The following is a 19,808-nucleotide window of genomic DNA, read 5'->3' as shown; positions in this document are numbered from 1 at the left end:
GCCACCGGCCTTTTTCCGTTCTTGGCTGTCGACTCGGTCGCCGCCACTAACGCGCTGTAGCCACCCGATGCGGTGGTGCAAACCATGGGGTTTGCGAGATTTTCTGGCTGCTCCCGTCGGGAGGGGCCAAACAAGCAGGTGACCAAGCTGGGGAACGCTGATGGCTTACTCATATACTGAGAAAAAACGTATCCGCAAGGACTTTAGCAAGTTGCCGGACGTCATGGATGTCCCGTACCTTCTGGCTATCCAGCTGGATTCGTATCGTGAATTCTTGCAAGCGGGAGCGACTAAAGATCAGTTCCGCGACGTGGGCCTGCATGCGGCCTTCAAATCCGTTTTCCCGATCATCAGCTACTCCGGCAATGCTGCGCTGGAGTACGTCGGTTATCGCCTGGGCGAACCGGCATTTGATGTCAAAGAATGCGTGTTGCGCGGTGTTACGTACGCCGTACCTTTGCGGGTAAAAGTCCGTCTGATCATTTTCGACAAAGAATCGTCGAACAAAGCGATCAAGGACATCAAAGAGCAAGAAGTCTACATGGGCGAAATCCCATTGATGACTGAAAACGGTACCTTCGTTATCAACGGTACCGAGCGCGTTATCGTTTCCCAGCTGCACCGTTCCCCGGGCGTGTTCTTCGACCACGACCGCGGCAAGACGCACAGCTCCGGTAAGCTCCTGTACTCCGCGCGGATCATTCCGTACCGCGGTTCGTGGTTGGACTTCGAGTTCGACCCGAAAGACTGCGTGTTCGTGCGTATCGACCGTCGTCGCAAGCTGCCGGCCTCGGTACTGCTGCGCGCGCTCGGCTATACCACCGAGCAGGTGCTGGATGCCTTCTACACCACCAACGTATTCAGCCTGAAGGATGAAACCCTCAGCCTGGAACTGATTGCTTCGCGTCTGCGTGGTGAAATTGCTGTCCTGGATATCCAGGATGAAAACGGCAAGGTCATCGTTGAAGCCGGCCGCCGTATTACTGCGCGCCACATCAACCAGATCGAAAAAGCCGGTATCAAGTCGCTGGACGTGCCTTTGGACTACGTCCTGGGTCGCACCACCGCCAAGGTCATCGTTCACCCGGCGACAGGCGAAATCCTGGCTGAGTGCAACACCGAGCTGAACACCGAGATCCTGGCGAAAATCGCCAAGGCTCAGGTTGTTCGCATCGAGACTTTGTACACAAACGACATCGACTGCGGTCCGTTCATCTCCGACACACTGAAGATCGACTCCACCAGCAACCAATTGGAAGCGCTGGTCGAGATCTATCGCATGATGCGTCCTGGTGAGCCACCAACCAAAGACGCTGCCGAGACCCTGTTCAACAACCTGTTCTTCAGCCCTGAGCGCTATGACCTGTCTGCGGTCGGCCGGATGAAGTTCAACCGTCGTATCGGTCGTACCGAGATCGAAGGTTCGGGCGTGTTGTGCAAGGAAGACATCGTCGCGGTACTGAAGACTCTGGTCGACATCCGTAACGGTAAAGGCATCGTCGATGACATCGACCACCTGGGTAACCGTCGTGTTCGCTGCGTAGGCGAAATGGCCGAGAACCAGTTCCGCGTTGGCCTGGTACGTGTAGAACGTGCGGTCAAAGAGCGTCTGTCGATGGCTGAAAGCGAAGGCCTGATGCCGCAAGACCTGATCAACGCCAAGCCAGTGGCTGCGGCGGTGAAAGAGTTCTTCGGTTCCAGCCAGCTCTCGCAGTTCATGGACCAGAACAACCCGCTCTCCGAGATCACCCACAAGCGCCGTGTTTCCGCACTGGGCCCGGGCGGTCTGACCCGTGAGCGTGCAGGCTTTGAAGTTCGTGACGTTCACCCGACGCACTACGGTCGTGTTTGCCCGATCGAAACGCCGGAAGGTCCGAACATCGGTCTGATCAACTCCCTGGCCGCTTATGCGCGCACTAACCAGTACGGCTTCCTCGAGAGCCCGTACCGCGTAGTGAAAGACGCTCTGGTCACCGATGAGATCGTGTTCCTGTCCGCTATCGAAGAAGCTGATCACGTGATCGCTCAGGCTTCGGCCACGATGAACGACAAGAAAGTCCTGATCGACGAGCTGGTAGCTGTTCGTCACTTGAACGAGTTCACCGTTAAGGCGCCGGAAGACGTCACCTTGATGGACGTTTCGCCCAAGCAGGTAGTTTCTGTTGCAGCGTCGCTGATCCCGTTCCTGGAACACGATGACGCCAACCGTGCGTTGATGGGTTCCAACATGCAGCGTCAAGCTGTACCGACTCTGCGTGCTGACAAGCCGCTGGTAGGTACCGGCATGGAGCGTAACGTAGCGCGTGACTCCGGCGTTTGCGTCGTGGCTCGTCGTGGCGGCGTGATCGACTCTGTTGATGCCAGCCGTATCGTGGTTCGTGTTGCCGATGACGAAGTTGAAACTGGCGAAGCCGGTGTCGACATCTACAACCTGACCAAATACACCCGCTCGAACCAGAACACCTGCATTAACCAGCGTCCGCTGGTGAGCAAGGGTGATCGCGTTCAGCGTAGCGACATCATGGCCGACGGCCCGTCCACCGATATGGGTGAGCTGGCACTGGGTCAGAACATGCGCATCGCGTTCATGGCATGGAACGGCTTCAACTTCGAAGACTCCATCTGCCTGTCCGAGCGTGTTGTTCAAGAAGACCGCTTCACCACGATCCACATCCAGGAACTGACCTGTGTGGCACGTGACACCAAGCTTGGGCCAGAGGAAATCACTGCAGATATCCCGAACGTGGGTGAAGCTGCACTGAACAAACTGGACGAAGCCGGTATCGTTTACGTAGGTGCTGAAGTTGGCGCAGGCGACATCCTGGTCGGTAAGGTCACTCCGAAAGGCGAGACCCAACTGACGCCGGAAGAGAAGCTGTTGCGTGCCATCTTCGGTGAAAAAGCCAGCGACGTTAAAGACACTTCCCTGCGCGTACCTACCGGTACCAAGGGTACTGTCATCGACGTACAGGTCTTCACCCGTGACGGCGTTGAGCGTGATGCTCGTGCACTGTCCATCGAGAAGACTCAACTCGACGAGATCCGCAAGGACCTGAACGAAGAGTTCCGTATCGTTGAAGGCGCGACCTTCGAACGTCTGCGTTCCGCTCTGGTAGGCCACAAGGCCGAAGGCGGCGCAGGTCTGAAGAAAGGTCAGGACATCACCGATGAAATCCTCGACGGTCTTGAGCACGGCCAGTGGTTCAAACTGCGCATGGCTGAAGATGCTCTGAACGAGCAGCTCGAGAAGGCCCAGGCCTACATCGTTGATCGTCGCCGTCTGCTGGACGACAAGTTCGAAGACAAGAAGCGCAAACTGCAGCAAGGCGATGACCTGGCTCCAGGCGTGCTGAAAATCGTCAAGGTTTACCTGGCAATCCGTCGCCGCATCCAGCCGGGCGACAAGATGGCCGGTCGTCACGGTAACAAAGGTGTGGTCTCCGTGATCATGCCGGTTGAAGACATGCCGCACGATGCCAATGGCACCCCGGTCGACGTCGTCCTCAACCCGTTGGGCGTACCTTCGCGTATGAACGTTGGTCAGATCCTTGAAACCCACCTGGGCCTCGCGGCCAAAGGTCTGGGCGAGAAGATCAACCGTATGATCGAAGAGCAGCGCAAGGTCGCAGACCTGCGTAAGTTCCTGCACGAGATCTACAACGAGATCGGCGGTCGCAACGAAGAGCTGGATACCTTCTCCGACCAGGAAATCCTGGATCTGGCGAAGAACCTGCGCGGCGGCGTTCCAATGGCTACCCCGGTGTTCGACGGTGCCAAGGAAAGCGAAATCAAGGCCATGCTGAAACTGGCAGACTTGCCAGAAAGCGGCCAGATGCAGCTGTTCGACGGCCGTACCGGCAACAAGTTTGAGCGCCCGGTTACTGTTGGCTACATGTACATGCTGAAGCTGAACCACTTGGTAGACGACAAGATGCACGCTCGTTCTACCGGTTCGTACAGCCTGGTCACCCAGCAGCCGCTGGGTGGTAAGGCTCAGTTCGGTGGTCAGCGTTTCGGGGAGATGGAGGTCTGGGCACTGGAAGCATACGGTGCTGCTTACACTCTGCAAGAAATGCTCACAGTGAAGTCGGACGATGTGAACGGTCGGACCAAGATGTACAAAAACATCGTGGACGGCGATCACCGTATGGAGCCGGGCATGCCCGAGTCCTTCAACGTGTTGATCAAAGAAATTCGTTCCCTCGGCATCGATATCGATCTGGAAACCGAATAACACGTGACGCGAATCGAGAGCGGGGCTGTTTAGCCCGCTCTCTGCTCCGCCAGGAGGAAAGGCCTTGAAAGACCTACTGAATTTGCTGAAAAACCAGGGTCAAGTCGAAGAGTTCGACGCCATCCGTATTGGATTGGCATCGCCTGAGATGATCCGTTCGTGGTCGTTCGGTGAAGTTAAAAAGCCGGAAACCATCAACTACCGTACGTTCAAACCTGAGCGTGACGGCCTGTTCTGCGCCAAGATCTTTGGCCCGGTAAAGGATTACGAGTGCCTGTGCGGTAAGTACAAGCGCTTGAAGCACCGCGGTGTGATCTGCGAGAAGTGCGGCGTTGAAGTCGCGCTGGCCAAAGTTCGTCGTGAGCGCATGGCGCACATCGAACTGGCTTCGCCGGTTGCCCACATCTGGTTCCTGAAATCGCTGCCGTCCCGTATCGGCTTGCTGATGGACATGACCCTGCGTGATATCGAGCGCGTTCTCTACTTCGAGAGCTATGTCGTTATCGATCCAGGCATGACCACCCTTGAAAAAGGTCAGCTGCTGAACGACGAGCAGTACTTCGAAGCGCTGGAAGAGTTCGGCGACGATTTCGATGCCCGCATGGGTGCCGAAGCTGTCCGTGAACTGCTGCACGCTATCGATCTGGAGCACGAGATTGGCCGTCTGCGTGAAGAAATTCCGCAAACCAACTCCGAAACCAAAATCAAGAAACTGTCCAAGCGTCTGAAGTTGATGGAAGCCTTCCAGGGTTCCGGCAACTTGCCAGAGTGGATGGTGCTGACCGTTCTGCCGGTTCTGCCGCCAGACCTGCGTCCGCTGGTACCGTTGGATGGCGGTCGCTTCGCGACTTCCGACCTCAACGACCTGTACCGCCGTGTGATCAACCGTAACAACCGCTTGAAGCGTCTGCTCGATCTGTCCGCTCCGGACATCATCGTGCGCAACGAAAAGCGTATGTTGCAAGAAGCTGTCGATGCCTTGCTCGACAACGGTCGTCGTGGCCGCGCTATCACCGGTTCGAACAAGCGTCCTCTGAAATCCCTGGCTGACATGATCAAGGGTAAGCAAGGTCGTTTCCGTCAGAACTTGCTCGGTAAGCGTGTTGACTACTCCGGTCGTTCGGTAATTACCGTAGGCCCGACCCTGCGTCTGCACCAGTGCGGTCTGCCTAAGAAGATGGCACTTGAGCTGTTCAAGCCATTCATCTTCGGCAAGCTGGAAATGCGCGGTCTCGCGACCACCATCAAAGCGGCCAAGAAAATGGTTGAGCGCGAACTGCCAGAGGTTTGGGACGTTCTCGCTGAAGTGATTCGCGAACACCCGGTTCTCCTCAACCGTGCACCGACCCTTCACCGTCTGGGTATCCAGGCGTTTGAACCGGTACTGATCGAAGGTAAGGCTATCCAGCTGCACCCTCTGGTCTGTGCTGCGTACAACGCCGACTTCGACGGCGACCAAATGGCCGTGCACGTACCGCTGACACTGGAAGCTCAGTTGGAAGCGCGTGCGTTGATGATGTCGACCAACAACATTCTGTCGCCAGCCAACGGTGAGCCAATCATCGTTCCGTCGCAGGACGTTGTATTGGGTCTGTACTACATGACCCGTGAAGCGATCAACGCCAAAGGCGAAGGTCGTGTGTTCGCTGACCTGCAAGAAGTTGACCGTGTGTTCCGTGCCGGCGAAGCCGCACTGCACGCCAAGGTCAAAGTGCGGATCAACGAGACCGTCAACGACCGTGACGGCGGCAGCGTGACCAACACCCGTATCGTCGACACCACTGTCGGCCGTGCGCTGTTGTATCAAGTTGTGCCAAAAGGTCTGTCGTATGACGTTGTCAACCTGCCGATGAAGAAAAAGGCGATCTCCAAGCTGATCAACCAGTGCTACCGCGTGGTTGGTTTGAAAGAGACCGTGATCTTCGCTGACCAGTTGATGTACACCGGTTTTGCTTACTCGACTATTTCCGGCGTTTCCATCGGTGTTAACGACTTCGTTATCCCGGATGAAAAAGCTCAGATCATCGGTGCTGCTACCGATGAAGTGAAAGAAATCGAGAGCCAGTACGCCTCCGGCCTGGTAACCCAGGGCGAGAAGTACAACAAAGTGATCGACCTTTGGTCCAAGGCCAACGACGAAGTGTCGAAGGCGATGATGGCTAACCTCTCGAAAGAGAAGGTTATCGACCGTCATGGCGTAGAAGTCGATCAAGAGTCGTTCAACTCGATGTACATGATGGCCGACTCGGGCGCACGGGGTTCTGCTGCGCAGATCCGTCAGCTCGCCGGTATGCGTGGCCTGATGGCCAAGCCGGACGGTTCCATCATCGAGACGCCGATTACTGCGAACTTCCGTGAAGGTTTGAGCGTACTTCAGTACTTCATCTCCACTCACGGTGCTCGTAAGGGTCTTGCGGATACCGCGTTGAAAACCGCTAACTCCGGTTACCTGACACGTCGTCTGGTAGACGTCGCACAAGACTTGGTTGTGACTGAAGTTGACTGCGGCACCGAACACGGTCTGCTGATGACTCCGCACATCGAAGGCGGCGACGTTGTAGAGCCGTTGGGTGAGCGCGTACTGGGTCGAGTAATCGCCCGTGACGTATTCAAGCCAGGTACCGAGGAAATTATCGTTCCTGCCGGCACTCTGGTAGACGAGAAGTGGGTCGAGTTCATCGAACTCAACAGCATCGACGAAGTGATTGTTCGCTCGCCGATCAGCTGCGAAACCCGCTACGGCATTTGTGCCAAGTGCTACGGCCGTGACTTGGCTCGTGGTCACCAGGTGAACATCGGTGAAGCGGTCGGCGTTATCGCTGCCCAGTCCATCGGTGAGCCGGGTACCCAGCTGACCATGCGTACGTTCCACATTGGTGGTGCGGCAAGCCGGACCTCCGCAGCCGACAGCGTTCAGGTGAAGAATGGCGGTACCGTCCGTCTGCACAACCTGAAACACGTTGAGCGAGTGGATGGTCACTTGGTTGCTGTGTCCCGTTCCGGTGAGCTGGCAATCGCTGATGACTACGGTCGTGAGCGTGAGCGTTACAAGCTGCCGTACGGTGCTGTGATCTCGGTTAAAGAAGGTGACAAGGTCGACGCTGGCGCAATCGTGGCCAAGTGGGATCCGCACACTCACCCAATCGTTACCGAAATGAAAGGTACCGTGACCTACGTGGGCATGGAAGAAGGCATCACGATCAAGCGTCAGACTGACGAATTGACCGGTATGACCAACATTGAAGTACTCGACGCCAAAGACCGTCCAGCTGCAGGCAAAGATATCCGTCCTGCTGTGAAGATGGTTGATGACAACGGCAAGGACTTGTTGCTGCCAGGCACTGACGTAATCGCTCAGTACTTCCTGCCAGCCAACGCCCTGGTCGGTGTAGCGGATGGTGCGAAGATCGCGATCGGTGATGTTATCGCGCGTATCCCGCAAGAAACTTCGAAGACCCGTGACATCACCGGTGGTCTGCCGCGTGTTGCCGACTTGTTCGAAGCTCGTCGTCCGAAGGAAGCGTCGATTCTGGCTGAAGTCAGCGGCACCATCGCGTTCGGTAAAGAGACCAAGGGCAAGCGCCGTCTGGTCATTACCCCGAACGACGGTAGCGATCCGTATGAAGAGCTGATTCCGAAGTGGCGTCACCTGAACGTCTTCGAAGGCGAACAGGTAAACCGCGGCGAAGTTATCTCCGACGGCCCAAGCGATCCACACGACATCCTGCGTCTGCTGGGTGTGAGTGCGCTGGCCAAGTACATCGTTAACGAGATCCAGGACGTTTACCGTCTGCAAGGCGTGAAGATCAACGATAAGCACATCGAGACCATCCTGCGTCAGATGCTGCGTAAAGTTGAAATCGCTGAATCCGGCGATTCCAGTTTCATCAAGGGCGACCAGATGGAACTGACTCACGTACTGGTAGAAAACGAACGTCTGGGCGCGGAAGACAAATTTGTCTCCAAGTTCACTCGTGTGTTGCTGGGTATCACCAAGGCGTCGTTGTCCACTGAGTCGTTCATCTCGGCGGCCTCCTTCCAGGAGACCACTCGCGTACTGACCGAAGCAGCGGTAACCGGCAAGCGCGATTACCTGCGCGGCCTGAAAGAAAACGTGGTCGTGGGTCGTTTGATCCCGGCAGGTACCGGTTTGGCTTACCACAGCGAGCGCAAGCGCCGCCGTGATGCTGACAAACCGCTGCGCGTAAGCGCCAGTGAAGTGGAAGCTGCACTGACCGAAGCGCTGAACTCAAGCGGTAACTGAGTTCTGCGGTAAATAAGTCTGGGCCTGGCAGCCCCATTCGTCGGATCGAGGCAATTTTGCCCGGTTCGATGAGAGGGGAGGTCGGGGCCTTGCCTTGACTGGGGACAAGATCCTCTTTAGACTCTTTTACCCTAAATTTGGCGGGAATTCGTTCCTGCCATTTTGCTTTTCTTGCAAGACAATAGCGTCGCAAGACAACAGTGGAGCTAGTAGATGGCAACTATCAACCAGCTGGTACGTCAGCCGCGTAAGCGTATCGTCGAGAAATCCGACGTACCTGCGCTGCAGAACTGCCCGCAACGTCGTGGCGTATGCACTCGCGTGTATACCACTACGCCGAAAAAACCTAACTCGGCACTGCGTAAAGTATGCCGTGTGCGCCTGACCAACGGTTTCGAGGTTTCCTCGTACATCGGCGGTGAAGGCCACAACCTGCAAGAGCACAGCGTGGTACTGATCCGCGGCGGTCGTGTAAAAGACTTGCCAGGTGTTCGTTACCACACCGTACGCGGCTCCTTGGATACTTCCGGCGTTAAAGGTCGTAACCAGGGTCGTTCGAAGTACGGTACCAAGAAGCCTAAGTAGTAGCGGCTTTTTGTAAAACTGAATCATCTTATTTTCTGAGTCGATAAGAGTAAGGTCGGAGGCGTCCCGAAAGGGCACTGATTCCGAGCGAACCTGAAGACCGTTTGAGGGCTTATCCATGCCAAGAAGACGCGTAGCAGCCAAGCGCGAAGTGCTTGACGATCCAAAATACGGAAGCCAAATTCTGGCCAAGTTCATGAACCACGTGATGGAAAGCGGCAAGAAAGCCGTTGCCGAGCGTATCGTTTATGGCGCGCTGGAAAAGGTTAAAGAACGCAAGAACAGCGACCCCCTGGAAATCTTCGAGAAAGCTCTCGACGCCATCGCTCCGCTGGTCGAAGTGAAGTCGCGCCGTGTAGGCGGTGCTACTTACCAGGTTCCGGTCGAAGTTCGTCCGTCCCGTCGTAACGCTCTGGCAATGCGCTGGTTGGTAGACTTCGCCCGTAAGCGCGGCGAGAAGTCTATGGCTCTGCGTTTGGCTGGCGAACTGTTGGACGCTGCTGAAGGTAAAGGTGCTGCTGTTAAGAAGCGTGAAGACGTGCACCGTATGGCTGAAGCTAACAAAGCTTTCTCGCACTACCGCTTCTAATCTTAGCTTCACTAATTTTGCGAGGGCTTTATGGCTCGTACTACTCCGATTAGCCGCTACCGTAACATCGGTATCGTTGCTCACGTGGATGCTGGTAAAACCACCACCACCGAGCGCGTACTGTTTTACACCGGCAAAAGTCACAAAATGGGCGAGGTGCATGACGGCGCCGCGACCACAGACTGGATGGTTCAGGAGCAGGAGCGTGGTATTACCATTACTTCTGCTGCTATTACCGCCTTCTGGAAAGGTTCCGAGAAGCAGTACAAAGACGAGCACCGCTTCAACGTAATCGATACCCCGGGCCACGTAGACTTCACCATTGAAGTTGAGCGTTCCCTGCGTGTACTCGACGGCGCTGTCGTTGTGTTCTGCGGTACCTCGGGTGTTGAGCCTCAGTCGGAAACCGTATGGCGTCAAGCCAACAAATACGGCGTTCCTCGTCTTGTTTACGTAAACAAGATGGACCGTGCTGGTGCTAACTTCCTGCGCGTGATCGGTCAGATCAAGCAGCGTCTGGGTCATACTCCGGTGCCAATCCAATTGGCTATCGGTTCCGAAGACAACTTCCAGGGTCAGATCGACCTGATCAACATGGAAGCTGTTTACTGGAATGATTCCGACAAAGGTATGGTTCCTGTTCGTAAGCCTATCCCTGCAGAACTGCAGGAGCTGGCTGACGAGTGGCGCAACAACATGGTTGAGGCTGCTGCCGAAGCCAGCGAAGAGCTGATGAACAAGTACCTCGAAGGTGAAGAACTCACCAACGCGGAAATCAAGGCCGCTCTGCGTCAGCGTACTATCGCTGGTGAGATCGTCTTGGCTGTTTGCGGTTCTTCGTTCAAGAACAAGGGCGTTCCCCTGGTTCTCGATGCTGTGATCGACTACCTGCCTGCTCCAACCGACATTCCTGCTATCAAGGGTACCAACCCTGATAACGAGGAAGAGGAAATGGAGCGTCATGCAGACGACAGCGAGCCGTTCTCGGCCCTGGCGTTCAAGATCGCTACCGACCCATTCGTGGGTACCTTGACCTTCGTCCGCGTTTACTCGGGCGTGTTGGCATCCGGTGACGGCGTGATCAACTCGGTTAAAGGTAAGAAAGAGCGCGTGGGTCGTATGGTGCAAATGCACGCAAACGCCCGTGAAGAGATCAAGGAAGTACGCGCTGGTGACATCGCGGCCCTGATCGGCATGAAGGACGTCACCACGGGTGAGACTTTGTGCGACGCTGCTAAGCCAATCATCCTGGTTCGCATGGACTTCCCGGAGCCGGTTATTTCGGTTGCCGTAGAGCCTAAGACCAAGGATGACCAGGAAAAAATGGGTATCGCTCTGGGCAAACTTGCTCAGGAAGATCCATCTTTCCGCGTCAAGACTGATGAAGAGACTGGTCAAACGATCATCTCCGGCATGGGCGAGCTGCACCTGGACATCCTGGTTGACCGGATGCGCCGTGAGTTCAACGTCGAAGCCAACATCGGTAAGCCTCAGGTTTCCTATCGTGAGCGCATCACGAAGAACTGTGAAATCGAAGGCAAGTTCGTTCGTCAGTCCGGCGGTCGTGGTCAGTTCGGTCACTGCTGGATCCGTTTTGCTCCTGCTGACGAAGGTCAGGAAGGTCTGCAATTCGTGAACGAAGTAGTTGGTGGTGTTGTTCCTAAGGAATACATCCCGGCTATCCAGAAGGGTATCGAAGAGCAGATGAAGAACGGTGTTGTTGCCGGCTATCCGCTGATCGGCCTGAAAGCAACCGTTTTTGACGGTTCTTACCACGACGTCGACTCCAACGAGATGGCGTTTAAGGTGGCTGCTTCCATGGCAACCAAGCAACTGGCCCAGAAGGGCGGTGGTGAGTTGCTTGAGCCAATCATGGCGGTAGAAGTTGTTACACCTGAAGACTATATGGGTGATGTCATGGGCGACCTTAACCGTCGTCGCGGCATGATCTTGGGTATGGAAGACACGGTTTCCGGCAAAGTGATTCGCGCCGAGGTTCCGTTGGGTGAGATGTTCGGTTATGCGACCGACGTTCGCTCCATGTCTCAGGGTCGCGCAAGCTACTCTATGGAATTCAAAAAATACAACACAGCTCCGGCGCACATCGCTGAAACTGTATCCAAAAAACAAGGCTGATTCAGTCCTTTAGGCAAGGAGTTAATTGTCGTGGCTAAAGAAAAATTTGATCGTTCCCTACCGCACGTCAACGTTGGCACCATCGGTCACGTTGACCACGGTAAAACCACTCTGACTGCTGCTCTGACTCGCGTTTGCTCCGAAGTATTCGGTTCCGCAATCGTTGATTTCGATAAAATCGACAGCGCACCAGAAGAGAAAGCTCGTGGTATCACCATCAACACCGCGCACGTTGAATACAACTCGCTGATCCGTCACTACGCTCACGTTGACTGCCCAGGTCACGCTGACTATGTGAAGAACATGATCACCGGTGCTGCTCAGATGGACGGCGCTATCCTGGTTTGCTCGGCCGCTGATGGTCCGATGCCACAAACCCGTGAGCACATCCTGCTGTCCCGTCAGGTAGGCGTTCCGTACATCGTGGTTTACCTGAACAAGGCTGACCTGGTAGACGACGCTGAGCTGCTGGAACTGGTTGAGATGGAAGTGCGCGATCTGCTGAGCACTTACGACTTCCCAGGCGACGACACTCCGATCATCATCGGTTCTGCTCGTATGGCTCTGGAAGGCAAAGACGATAACGAAATGGGCACCACGTCCGTTCGTAAACTGGTTGAAACTCTGGACAGCTACATCCCAGATCCAGTTCGTGTTATCGACAAGCCGTTCCTGATGCCAATCGAAGACGTATTCTCGATCTCCGGTCGCGGTACTGTTGTAACTGGTCGTATCGAGCGCGGTATCGTTAAGGTTCAAGATCCACTGGAAATCGTTGGTCTGCGTGACACTACCGTCACCACCTGCACCGGTGTTGAAATGTTCCGTAAGCTGCTCGACGAAGGTCGTGCTGGCGAGAACTGCGGCGTTCTGCTGCGTGGTACCAAGCGTGACGACGTTGAGCGTGGCCAGGTTCTGGTTAAGCCAGGTTCGGTTAAGCCGCACACCAAGTTCGAAGCTGAAGTGTACGTGCTGAGCAAAGAAGAAGGCGGTCGTCACACTCCGTTCTTCAAAGGCTACCGTCCACAGTTCTACTTCCGTACTACTGACGTGACTGGTAACTGCGAACTGCCGGAAGGCGTTGAAATGGTTATGCCAGGCGACAACATCAAAATGGTTGTTACCCTGATCAAAACCATCGCAATGGAAGACGGTCTGCGCTTCGCTATCCGTGAAGGCGGCCGTACCGTTGGTGCTGGCGTTGTAGCTAAAATCATCGAGTAATTATCTCTTCTGAGATAGCCTTGATGTTTTGAAGAGGCCCCCGCTCAGCGGGGGCCTTTTTTATTGGGTTGACACCTATCTGGGCCGTCTATAGAATTGCGCCTCCTTTTAACGGGCGTATTGCGCTCGCTGGGAATAGCAGCCGGAGTCTGAAATCCAATGCAAAATCAGCAAATCCGTATCAGGTTGAAGGCTTTTGACCATCGCCTGATCGACCAATCCACCCAGGAAATCGTGGAAACCGCGAAACGTACTGGTGCTCAAGTGCGTGGTCCAATTCCACTGCCTACCCGTAAAGAGCGGTTCACCGTTCTGGTCTCCCCGCACGTCAACAAAGACGCGCGTGACCAGTACGAGATCCGTACTCATAAGCGCGTACTGGACATCGTCCAGCCAACGGATAAAACCGTTGATGCACTTATGAAGCTCGATCTGGCGGCCGGTGTGGAAGTACAGATCAGCCTCGGCTAAGACTTGGGTCTTAGTCGTGTAACGCTCTGAAATGGGCGGCCATAGCGGGTGAAAGCCCCGTACACTCATGAGGTTTACAACATGACTATTGGTGTAGTCGGTCGTAAATGCGGTATGACCCGTATTTTCACCGAAGAAGGTGTCTCCATTCCGGTCACGGTCATTGAGATCGAGCCGAATCGCGTCACCCAGTTCAAAACTGAAGAAACCGATGGCTATCGTGCAGTGCAAGTCACTGTCGGCGAGCGTCGTGCTTCGCGCGTGACTGCTGCTCAAGCAGGTCACTTCGCTAAAGCAAACGTTGCAGCTGGTCGCACTGTTATGGAGTTCCGTCTCGAAGACGGCGACTACCAGGCTGGCGATCTGATCAACGCTGAAATCTTCGCCGCTGGTCAACTGGTTGATGTAACCGGTCAGTCCAAAGGTAAAGGCTTCCAGGGTACGATCAAGCGTTGGAATTTCCGTGGTCAAGACAACACTCACGGTAACTCCGTTTCCCACCGCGTCCCGGGCTCTATTGGCCAGTGCCAGACTCCTGGTCGTGTATTCAAGGGCAAAAAAATGTCCGGTCATATGGGCGCTGAGCGCGTGACCGTGCAGTCCCTCGAAGTAGTGCGCGTCGACGCTGAACGCAATCTGTTGTTGGTCAAGGGTGCTGTTCCTGGCGCTACTGGCGGCAACCTGGTTGTACGTCCAGCGGCCAAGGCTCGCGGTTAAGGGGAAGCTGACATGCAATTAAATGTAAATGACGCTCAAGCGATCGAAGTTTCCGAACTGACATTTGGCGGCGAATTCAACGAGACGCTGGTTCACCAAGCAGTCGTGGCCTACATGGCCGGCGGCCGTCAAGGTAGCAAGCAGCAAAAGACCCGTTCCGACGTACGTGGTGGCGGTAAGCGCCCTTGGCGTCAGAAAGGTACTGGCCGTGCTCGTGCCGGTACTATCCGTAGCCCAATCTGGCGTGGCGGCGGTACCACTTTCGCAGCTCGTCCTCAGGATCACACTCAGAAGCTCAACAAGAAGATGTACCGCGCAGCACTGCGCTCCATCCTTGCTGAACTCGTGCGTACTGATCGTCTGGTCGTGGTTCAGGACTTCGCTGTTGAAAGTCCAAAAACCAAAGATCTGCTGGGCAAACTGAACAACATGAGCCTGACCGACGTTTTGATCGTGTCTGAAGCTGTTGATCAGAACCTGTACCTGGCTGCTCGTAACCTGCCACACGTTGATGTACGTGACGTGCAAGGTTCCGATCCAGTTAGTCTGATCGCATACGACAAGGTGTTGATCACCGTGTCGGCCGTGAAGAAATTCGAGGAGCTGCTGGGATGAACCAGGAACGCGTATTTAAAGTTCTGCTTGGCCCGCACGTTTCCGAAAAGGCTACGGTTCTGGCTGACAAGAAAGGCCAGTTCGTTTTCAAGGTTGCAACTGACGCAACCAAGCTGGAAATCAAGAAGGCCGTCGAAAGCCTGTTCAGCGTGAAAGTTGAGCGTGTTACTACCCTGAATGTTCTGGGTAAGAGCAAGCGCACTGCTCGCGGTCTGGGCAAGCGTAATGACTGGAAGAAGGCAGTTATCTCCCTTCAGCCAGGCCAAGATCTCGATTTCAGCAGCAGTGCTGAGTAAGGAAGGGGTGCATCATGGCAATCGTTAAATGCAAACCGACTTCCCCTGGCCGCCGTTTTGTGGTCAAGGTGGTCAACCAGGAGCTGCATAAAGGCGCTCCTCACGCACCGCTGCTCGAGAAGAAATCGAAGACTGGTGGTCGTAACAACAATGGTCGTATTACCACTCGTCACATCGGTGGTGGCCATAAGCAGCATTATCGTCTGGTCGACTTCCGTCGCAACGACAAAGATGGCATCGCTGCCACTGTCGAGCGTATCGAATACGATCCAAACCGTACTGCTCACATCGCTCTGCTGCTGTACGCAGATGGCGAGCGTCGCTACATCATCGCCCCTAAAGGCGTGAGCGCTGGCGACCAGCTGATTGCAGGTGCTTTGGCACCGATCAAGCCGGGCAACGCTCTGCAACTGCGCAACATTCCAGTTGGTAGCACCGTACACGGCATCGAATTGAAGCCAGGTAAAGGCGCGCAAATCGCTCGTTCCGCTGGTGCTTCGGCTCAGCTGATCGCTCGTGAAGGTGTCTACGTGACCCTGCGTCTGCGTTCTGGTGAGATGCGTAAAGTGCTGGCTGAATGCCGCGCGACCCTGGGTGAAGTCTCGAACTCCGAGCACAGCCTGCGTTCGCTGGGTAAAGCTGGTGCCAAACGCTGGCGTGGCGTTCGCCCAACCGTTCGTGGTGTTGCCATGAACCCGGTTGACCACCCACACGGTGGTGGTGAAGGTCGTACCTCTGGTGGTCGTCATCCGGTATCGCCATGGGGCTTCCCGACTAAGGGCGCGAAGACTCGTGGTAATAAGCGTACCGACAAAATGATCGTCCGTCGTCGCAAGTAAATAGAGGGATACGACAGTGCCACGTTCTCTGAAAAAAGGTCCTTTTATTGATCTTCACCTACTGAAGAAGATCGAAGTGGCGGCGGAAAAGAACGATCGCAAACCAGTTAAGACCTGGTCGCGTCGTTCGATGATCCTGCCACAAATGGTCGGTTTGACCATCGCAGTACACAACGGTCGTCAACACGTCCCAGTTCTCGTTAACGAAGACATGGTCGGCCACAAACTAGGCGAGTTTGCCGGTACCCGCACTTATCGTGGGCACGTGGCAGACAAGAAAGCCAAGCGTTAAGGGGTAAGGAAATGGAAGTAGCCGCTAAGTTGTCGGGCGCTCGAATCTCCGCCCAGAAAGCCCGCTTGGTCGCCGACCAGATCCGCGGGAAGAAGGTGGGCGAAGCGCTCAACCTGTTGGCTTTCAGCAGTAAGAAAGCCGCCGAGATCATGAAGAAAGTGCTGGAGTCGGCCGTAGCCAACGCCGAGCATAACGAAGGCGCAGACGTTGATGACCTGAAGGTTAGCACCGTTTTCGTCAACGAAGGGCGTTCGCTGAAGCGCATCATGCCACGTGCCAAAGGCCGTGCTGATCGCATCGTCAAGCGGTCTTGCCATATCACTGTCAAGGTTGCTGACAAGTAACGGAGTCGAAGAGATGGGTCAGAAAGTACATCCCATTGGCATTCGCCTGGGAATCGTCAAGGAGCACACCTCCGTCTGGTACGCAGACGGTCGGACTTATGCGGACTATTTGTTCGCTGATCTGAAGGTGCGTGAGTATCTCCAAGACAAACTAAAAAGCGCGTCCGTAAGCCGTATCGATATCCATCGTCCGGCACAAACTGCACGTATCACCATCCACACCGCTCGTCCAGGTATCGTTATCGGGAAGAAAGGTGAAGATGTTGAGAAACTGCGTCAGGACCTGACCAAGCAAATGGGTGTGCCTGTGCACATCAATATCGAAGAGATCCGCAAGCCGGAGCTCGACGGTATGCTGGTTGCGCAGAGCGTAGCTCAGCAGCTGGAGCGTCGCGTAATGTTCCGTCGCGCTATGAAGCGCGCCGTGCAGAACGCCATGCGCATTGGTGCCAAAGGCATCAAAATCCAAGTGAGCGGTCGTCTCGGCGGTGCTGAAATCGCACGTACTGAATGGTATCGCGAAGGTCGTGTGCCACTGCACACCCTGCGTGCCGACATCGACTATGCCAACTACGAAGCTCACACCACTTACGGTGTGATCGGTGTAAAGGTTTGGATCTTCAAAGGCGAAGTAATTGGTGGTCGCCAAGAAGAACTGAAACCACAAGCACCAGCGCCTCGTAAAAAAGCTGCTAAGTAAGGGGTACGCCAAATGTTGCAACCTAAGCGTACGAAGTTCCGCAAGCAGATGACAGGCCACAACCGTGGTCTGGCACAGCGCGGTAGCAAAGTCAGCTTCGGCGAGTTCGCGCTGAAGTCTGTAGCTCGTGGTCGTCTCACCGCTCGTCAGATCGAGTCAGCGCGTCGTGCTCTGACCCGTCACGTAAAACGTGGCGGCAAGATCTGGATCCGTGTATTCCCGGACAAGCCGATCTCCAAAAAGCCTCTCGAGGTTCGGATGGGTAAAGGTAAGGGTAACGTGGAATACTGGGTAGCCCAGATTCAGCCAGGTAAAGTCCTGTATGAAATCGAGGGTGTAACTGAAGAGCTGGCGCGTGAGGCTTTTGCCCTGGCTGCTGCAAAGCTGCCGCTCGCCACCGCCTTTGTTAAACGGACGGTGATGTGATGAAAGCGAATGAACTTCGTGAAAAATCCGCACAGCAGCTGAACGAGCAACTGCTCGGCTTGCTGCGCGACCAGTTCAATCTGCGTATGCAGAAAGCAACTGGCCAGTTGGGGCAGTCTCATCTGCTCTCGCAAGTTAAGCGTGACATCGCTCGCGTGAAGACTGTGCTCAACCAGCAGGCAGGTAAGTGATCATGGCTGAAGCCGAAAAGACTGTCCGTACGCTGACTGGCCGTGTTGTCAGCGACAAGATGGACAAAACCATCACCGTTTTGATCGAGCGTCGCGTTAAGCACCCGATCTACGGTAAATATGTTAAGCGTTCGACTAAGCTGCACGCGCACGACGAAACCAATCAGTGCCACATCGGCGACAAAGTCACTATTCGTGAAACTCGTCCGCTGGCCAAGACCAAGTCTTGGGCACTGGTTGATGTTCTCGAACGCGCTGTGGAAGTCTAAGGACTAGGGGTCGGAGAAATTATATGATTCAGACTCAATCCATGCTCGATGTGGCCGATAACAGCGGCGCTCGCCGTGTTATGTGCATCAAGGTGCTGGGTGGCTCCCATCGTCGTTACGCTGGTATCGGTGACATCATCAAAGTTACCGTCAAGGAAGCAATTCCTCGCGGTAAAGTGAAAAAAGGCCAAGTGATGACTGCTGTTGTAGTCCGCACTCGTCACGGCGTACGCCGTGCAGATGGCTCCATTATCCGCTTTGATGGCAACGCTGCTGTTCTTCTGAACAACAAGCAAGAGCCGATCGGCACCCGTATCTTTGGGCCAGTGACCCGTGAACTTCGTACTGAGAAGTTCATGAAGATCGTCTCGCTCGCCCCAGAAGTGCTGTAAGGAGATCCGACATGCAAAAGATTCGTCGTGACGACGAGATCATCGTGATCGCCGGCAAAGACAAAGGTAAGCGCGGTAAGGTGCTGAAGGTTCTTGCTGATGACCGTCTGGTCGTTGGTGGTCTGAACCTGGTCAAGCGTCATACCAAGCCTAACCCGATGTCGGGCGTACAAGGCGGTATCGTCGAGAAAGAAGCGCCACTGCACGCTTCTAACGTCGCCATCTTCAACGGCGAAACCAACAAGGCTGATCGTGTTGGTTTCAAAGTAGAAGACGGTAAGAAAATTCGTGTCTTCAAGTCGACCCAAAAAGCGGTTGATGCTTGAACACTGCTAGGTAGATAAGACCATGGCACGACTACAAGAGATTTACCGGAAGGAAATCGCCCCCAAGCTTAAGGAAGAACTTAAGCTCGGGAACGTGATGGAAGTTCCGCGCGTTACCAAAATCACCCTGAACATGGGTCTGGGCGAAGCGATCGGCGACAAAAAAGTCATCGAGCACGCTGTTGCTGACCTGGAAAAGATCACCGGTCAAAAAGTCGTTGTGACTTACGCTCGGAAATCCATCGCTGGCTTTAAAGTCCGTGAAGGTTGGCCGATCGGCGTCAAAGTGACTCTGCGCCGTGAGCGTATGTACGAATTCCTGGATCGTCTGCTGTCGATCTCCCTGCCTCGGGTTCGCGACTTCCGCGGCCTGAATGCCAAGTCCTTCGATGGCCGTGGTAACTACAGCATGGGCGTGAAAGAGCAGATCATCTTCCCGGAAATCGACTACGACAAGATCGATGCTCTCCGCGGTCTGGACATCACCCTGACCACCACTGCCAAGAACGATGATGAAGGTCGCGCCCTGTTGCGTGCTTTCAAATTCCCGTTCCGCAACTGATTGGAGTAGGACCATGGCCAAGATGAGCATGAAAAACCGCGAGCTGAAGCGTCAGCTCACGGTTGCCAAGTACGCCAAGAAGCGTGCAGCACTGAAAGCAATCATCGTTGATCTGAACGCAAGTCCAGAAGCACGTTGGGAAGCTACAGTTGCTCTGCAGAAGCAGCCACGTGACGCAAGCGCTTCGCGCATGCGTAACCGCTGCCGCCTGACCGGTCGTCCACACGGCGTTTACCGCAAGTTCGGCCTCGGCCGTAACAAACTGCGTGAAGCGGCAATGCGTGGTGACGTACCAGGTCTGGTTAAAGCCAGCTGGTAAGTACTTTCGAAGTCCGG

At 55.0% G+C, this 19,808-nt stretch carries 21 protein-coding genes; all 21 read left to right on the top strand.

The window, feature by feature from the left end; all coding sequences use genetic code 11:
- Nucleotides 1-160 precede the first annotated feature (160 nt).
- The 21 genes from rpoB (at nucleotide 161) to rpsN (ending at nucleotide 19,791) form a co-directional block, all read left to right on the top strand.
- The gene (gene rpoB, locus AB5I78_RS26325; protein ID WP_053258275.1) at nucleotides 161-4,234 is read left to right on the top strand and encodes a DNA-directed RNA polymerase subunit beta; all 4,074 of its coding nucleotides are present in this window, start codon (nucleotides 161-163) and stop codon (nucleotides 4,232-4,234) included.
- A gap of 64 nt (nucleotides 4,235-4,298) precedes the next feature.
- Entirely contained in the window at nucleotides 4,299-8,498 is a 4,200-nt protein-coding gene (gene rpoC, locus AB5I78_RS26320; protein ID WP_015886137.1) for a DNA-directed RNA polymerase subunit beta', read from the top strand.
- A gap of 213 nt (nucleotides 8,499-8,711) precedes the next feature.
- Entirely contained in the window at nucleotides 8,712-9,083 is a 372-nt protein-coding gene (rpsL, locus tag AB5I78_RS26315) for a 30S ribosomal protein S12 (RefSeq protein WP_002555494.1), read from the top strand.
- A gap of 118 nt (nucleotides 9,084-9,201) precedes the next feature.
- Nucleotides 9,202-9,672 (top strand): 30S ribosomal protein S7, encoded by a 471-nt coding sequence (gene rpsG / locus AB5I78_RS26310; RefSeq protein ID WP_002555493.1) that lies wholly within the window; start codon nucleotides 9,202-9,204, stop codon nucleotides 9,670-9,672.
- Nucleotides 9,673-9,702: 30 nt separating this feature from the next.
- Nucleotides 9,703-11,808, top strand: a complete 2,106-nt coding sequence (gene fusA, locus AB5I78_RS26305; protein WP_106580215.1) for an elongation factor G — start codon at nucleotides 9,703-9,705, stop codon at nucleotides 11,806-11,808.
- A 30-nt stretch (nucleotides 11,809-11,838) separates the two neighbouring features.
- The gene (gene tuf / locus AB5I78_RS26300; protein ID WP_003176426.1) at nucleotides 11,839-13,032 is read left to right on the top strand and encodes an elongation factor Tu; all 1,194 of its coding nucleotides are present in this window, start codon (nucleotides 11,839-11,841) and stop codon (nucleotides 13,030-13,032) included.
- Between the two features lie 159 nt (nucleotides 13,033-13,191).
- Complete coding sequence (gene rpsJ, locus AB5I78_RS26295; RefSeq protein ID WP_003186070.1) at nucleotides 13,192-13,503, top strand: 30S ribosomal protein S10; 312 nt, start codon at nucleotides 13,192-13,194, stop codon at nucleotides 13,501-13,503.
- Nucleotides 13,504-13,584: 81 nt separating this feature from the next.
- Entirely contained in the window at nucleotides 13,585-14,220 is a 636-nt protein-coding gene (gene rplC, locus AB5I78_RS26290; protein WP_003194649.1) for a 50S ribosomal protein L3, read from the top strand.
- A gap of 12 nt (nucleotides 14,221-14,232) precedes the next feature.
- Nucleotides 14,233-14,835 carry a 50S ribosomal protein L4 gene (gene rplD / locus AB5I78_RS26285; protein ID WP_017135963.1) on the top strand — a complete coding sequence of 201 codons (603 nt, stop codon included), beginning with the start codon at nucleotides 14,233-14,235 and terminating at the stop codon, nucleotides 14,833-14,835.
- On the top strand, nucleotides 14,832-15,131 hold the full coding sequence (rplW, locus tag AB5I78_RS26280; RefSeq protein WP_002555488.1) for a 50S ribosomal protein L23: 300 nt from the start codon (nucleotides 14,832-14,834) through the stop codon (nucleotides 15,129-15,131). The genes rplD and rplW overlap by 4 nt, the downstream gene beginning before the upstream one ends.
- Nucleotides 15,132-15,145: 14 nt before the next feature.
- Nucleotides 15,146-15,970, top strand: a complete 825-nt coding sequence (rplB, locus tag AB5I78_RS26275; RefSeq protein ID WP_003210080.1) for a 50S ribosomal protein L2 — start codon at nucleotides 15,146-15,148, stop codon at nucleotides 15,968-15,970.
- Between the two features lie 16 nt (nucleotides 15,971-15,986).
- Complete coding sequence (gene rpsS, locus AB5I78_RS26270) at nucleotides 15,987-16,262, top strand: 30S ribosomal protein S19 (RefSeq protein ID WP_002555486.1); 276 nt, start codon at nucleotides 15,987-15,989, stop codon at nucleotides 16,260-16,262.
- 11 nt (nucleotides 16,263-16,273) lie between these two features.
- Nucleotides 16,274-16,606 carry a 50S ribosomal protein L22 gene (gene rplV / locus AB5I78_RS26265; protein WP_003103908.1) on the top strand — a complete coding sequence of 111 codons (333 nt, stop codon included), beginning with the start codon at nucleotides 16,274-16,276 and terminating at the stop codon, nucleotides 16,604-16,606.
- A gap of 13 nt (nucleotides 16,607-16,619) precedes the next feature.
- The gene (rpsC, locus tag AB5I78_RS26260; protein WP_003176422.1) at nucleotides 16,620-17,306 is read left to right on the top strand and encodes a 30S ribosomal protein S3; all 687 of its coding nucleotides are present in this window, start codon (nucleotides 16,620-16,622) and stop codon (nucleotides 17,304-17,306) included.
- A gap of 12 nt (nucleotides 17,307-17,318) precedes the next feature.
- Nucleotides 17,319-17,732: a 50S ribosomal protein L16 gene (gene rplP / locus AB5I78_RS26255; RefSeq protein ID WP_003232424.1), complete on the top strand. Its 414-nt coding sequence runs from the start codon at nucleotides 17,319-17,321 to the stop codon at nucleotides 17,730-17,732.
- Entirely contained in the window at nucleotides 17,732-17,923 is a 192-nt protein-coding gene (rpmC, locus tag AB5I78_RS26250; protein ID WP_002555481.1) for a 50S ribosomal protein L29, read from the top strand. The genes rplP and rpmC overlap by 1 nt, the downstream gene beginning before the upstream one ends.
- A gap of 2 nt (nucleotides 17,924-17,925) precedes the next feature.
- Nucleotides 17,926-18,192: a 30S ribosomal protein S17 gene (gene rpsQ / locus AB5I78_RS26245; protein WP_003176419.1), complete on the top strand. Its 267-nt coding sequence runs from the start codon at nucleotides 17,926-17,928 to the stop codon at nucleotides 18,190-18,192.
- Nucleotides 18,193-18,215: 23 nt separating this feature from the next.
- Nucleotides 18,216-18,584, top strand: a complete 369-nt coding sequence (gene rplN / locus AB5I78_RS26240) for a 50S ribosomal protein L14 (RefSeq protein ID WP_002555479.1) — start codon at nucleotides 18,216-18,218, stop codon at nucleotides 18,582-18,584.
- 11 nt (nucleotides 18,585-18,595) lie between these two features.
- Nucleotides 18,596-18,910, top strand: coding sequence for a 50S ribosomal protein L24 (rplX, locus tag AB5I78_RS26235; protein ID WP_007896770.1), 315 nt, complete (start codon nucleotides 18,596-18,598; stop codon nucleotides 18,908-18,910).
- Between the two features lie 22 nt (nucleotides 18,911-18,932).
- Entirely contained in the window at nucleotides 18,933-19,472 is a 540-nt protein-coding gene (rplE, locus tag AB5I78_RS26230) for a 50S ribosomal protein L5 (RefSeq protein WP_003194642.1), read from the top strand.
- A gap of 13 nt (nucleotides 19,473-19,485) precedes the next feature.
- On the top strand, nucleotides 19,486-19,791 hold the full coding sequence (gene rpsN / locus AB5I78_RS26225) for a 30S ribosomal protein S14 (protein ID WP_003176414.1): 306 nt from the start codon (nucleotides 19,486-19,488) through the stop codon (nucleotides 19,789-19,791).
- Nucleotides 19,792-19,808 lie beyond the last annotated feature (17 nt).

It is taken from the genome of Pseudomonas sp. N2-3-1-14 (assembly GCF_041228395.1).
In the GTDB taxonomy this organism is placed as follows: Bacteria; Pseudomonadota; Gammaproteobacteria; order Pseudomonadales; family Pseudomonadaceae; genus Aquipseudomonas.
This window is presented reverse-complemented; position numbering and strand designations above follow the sequence as displayed.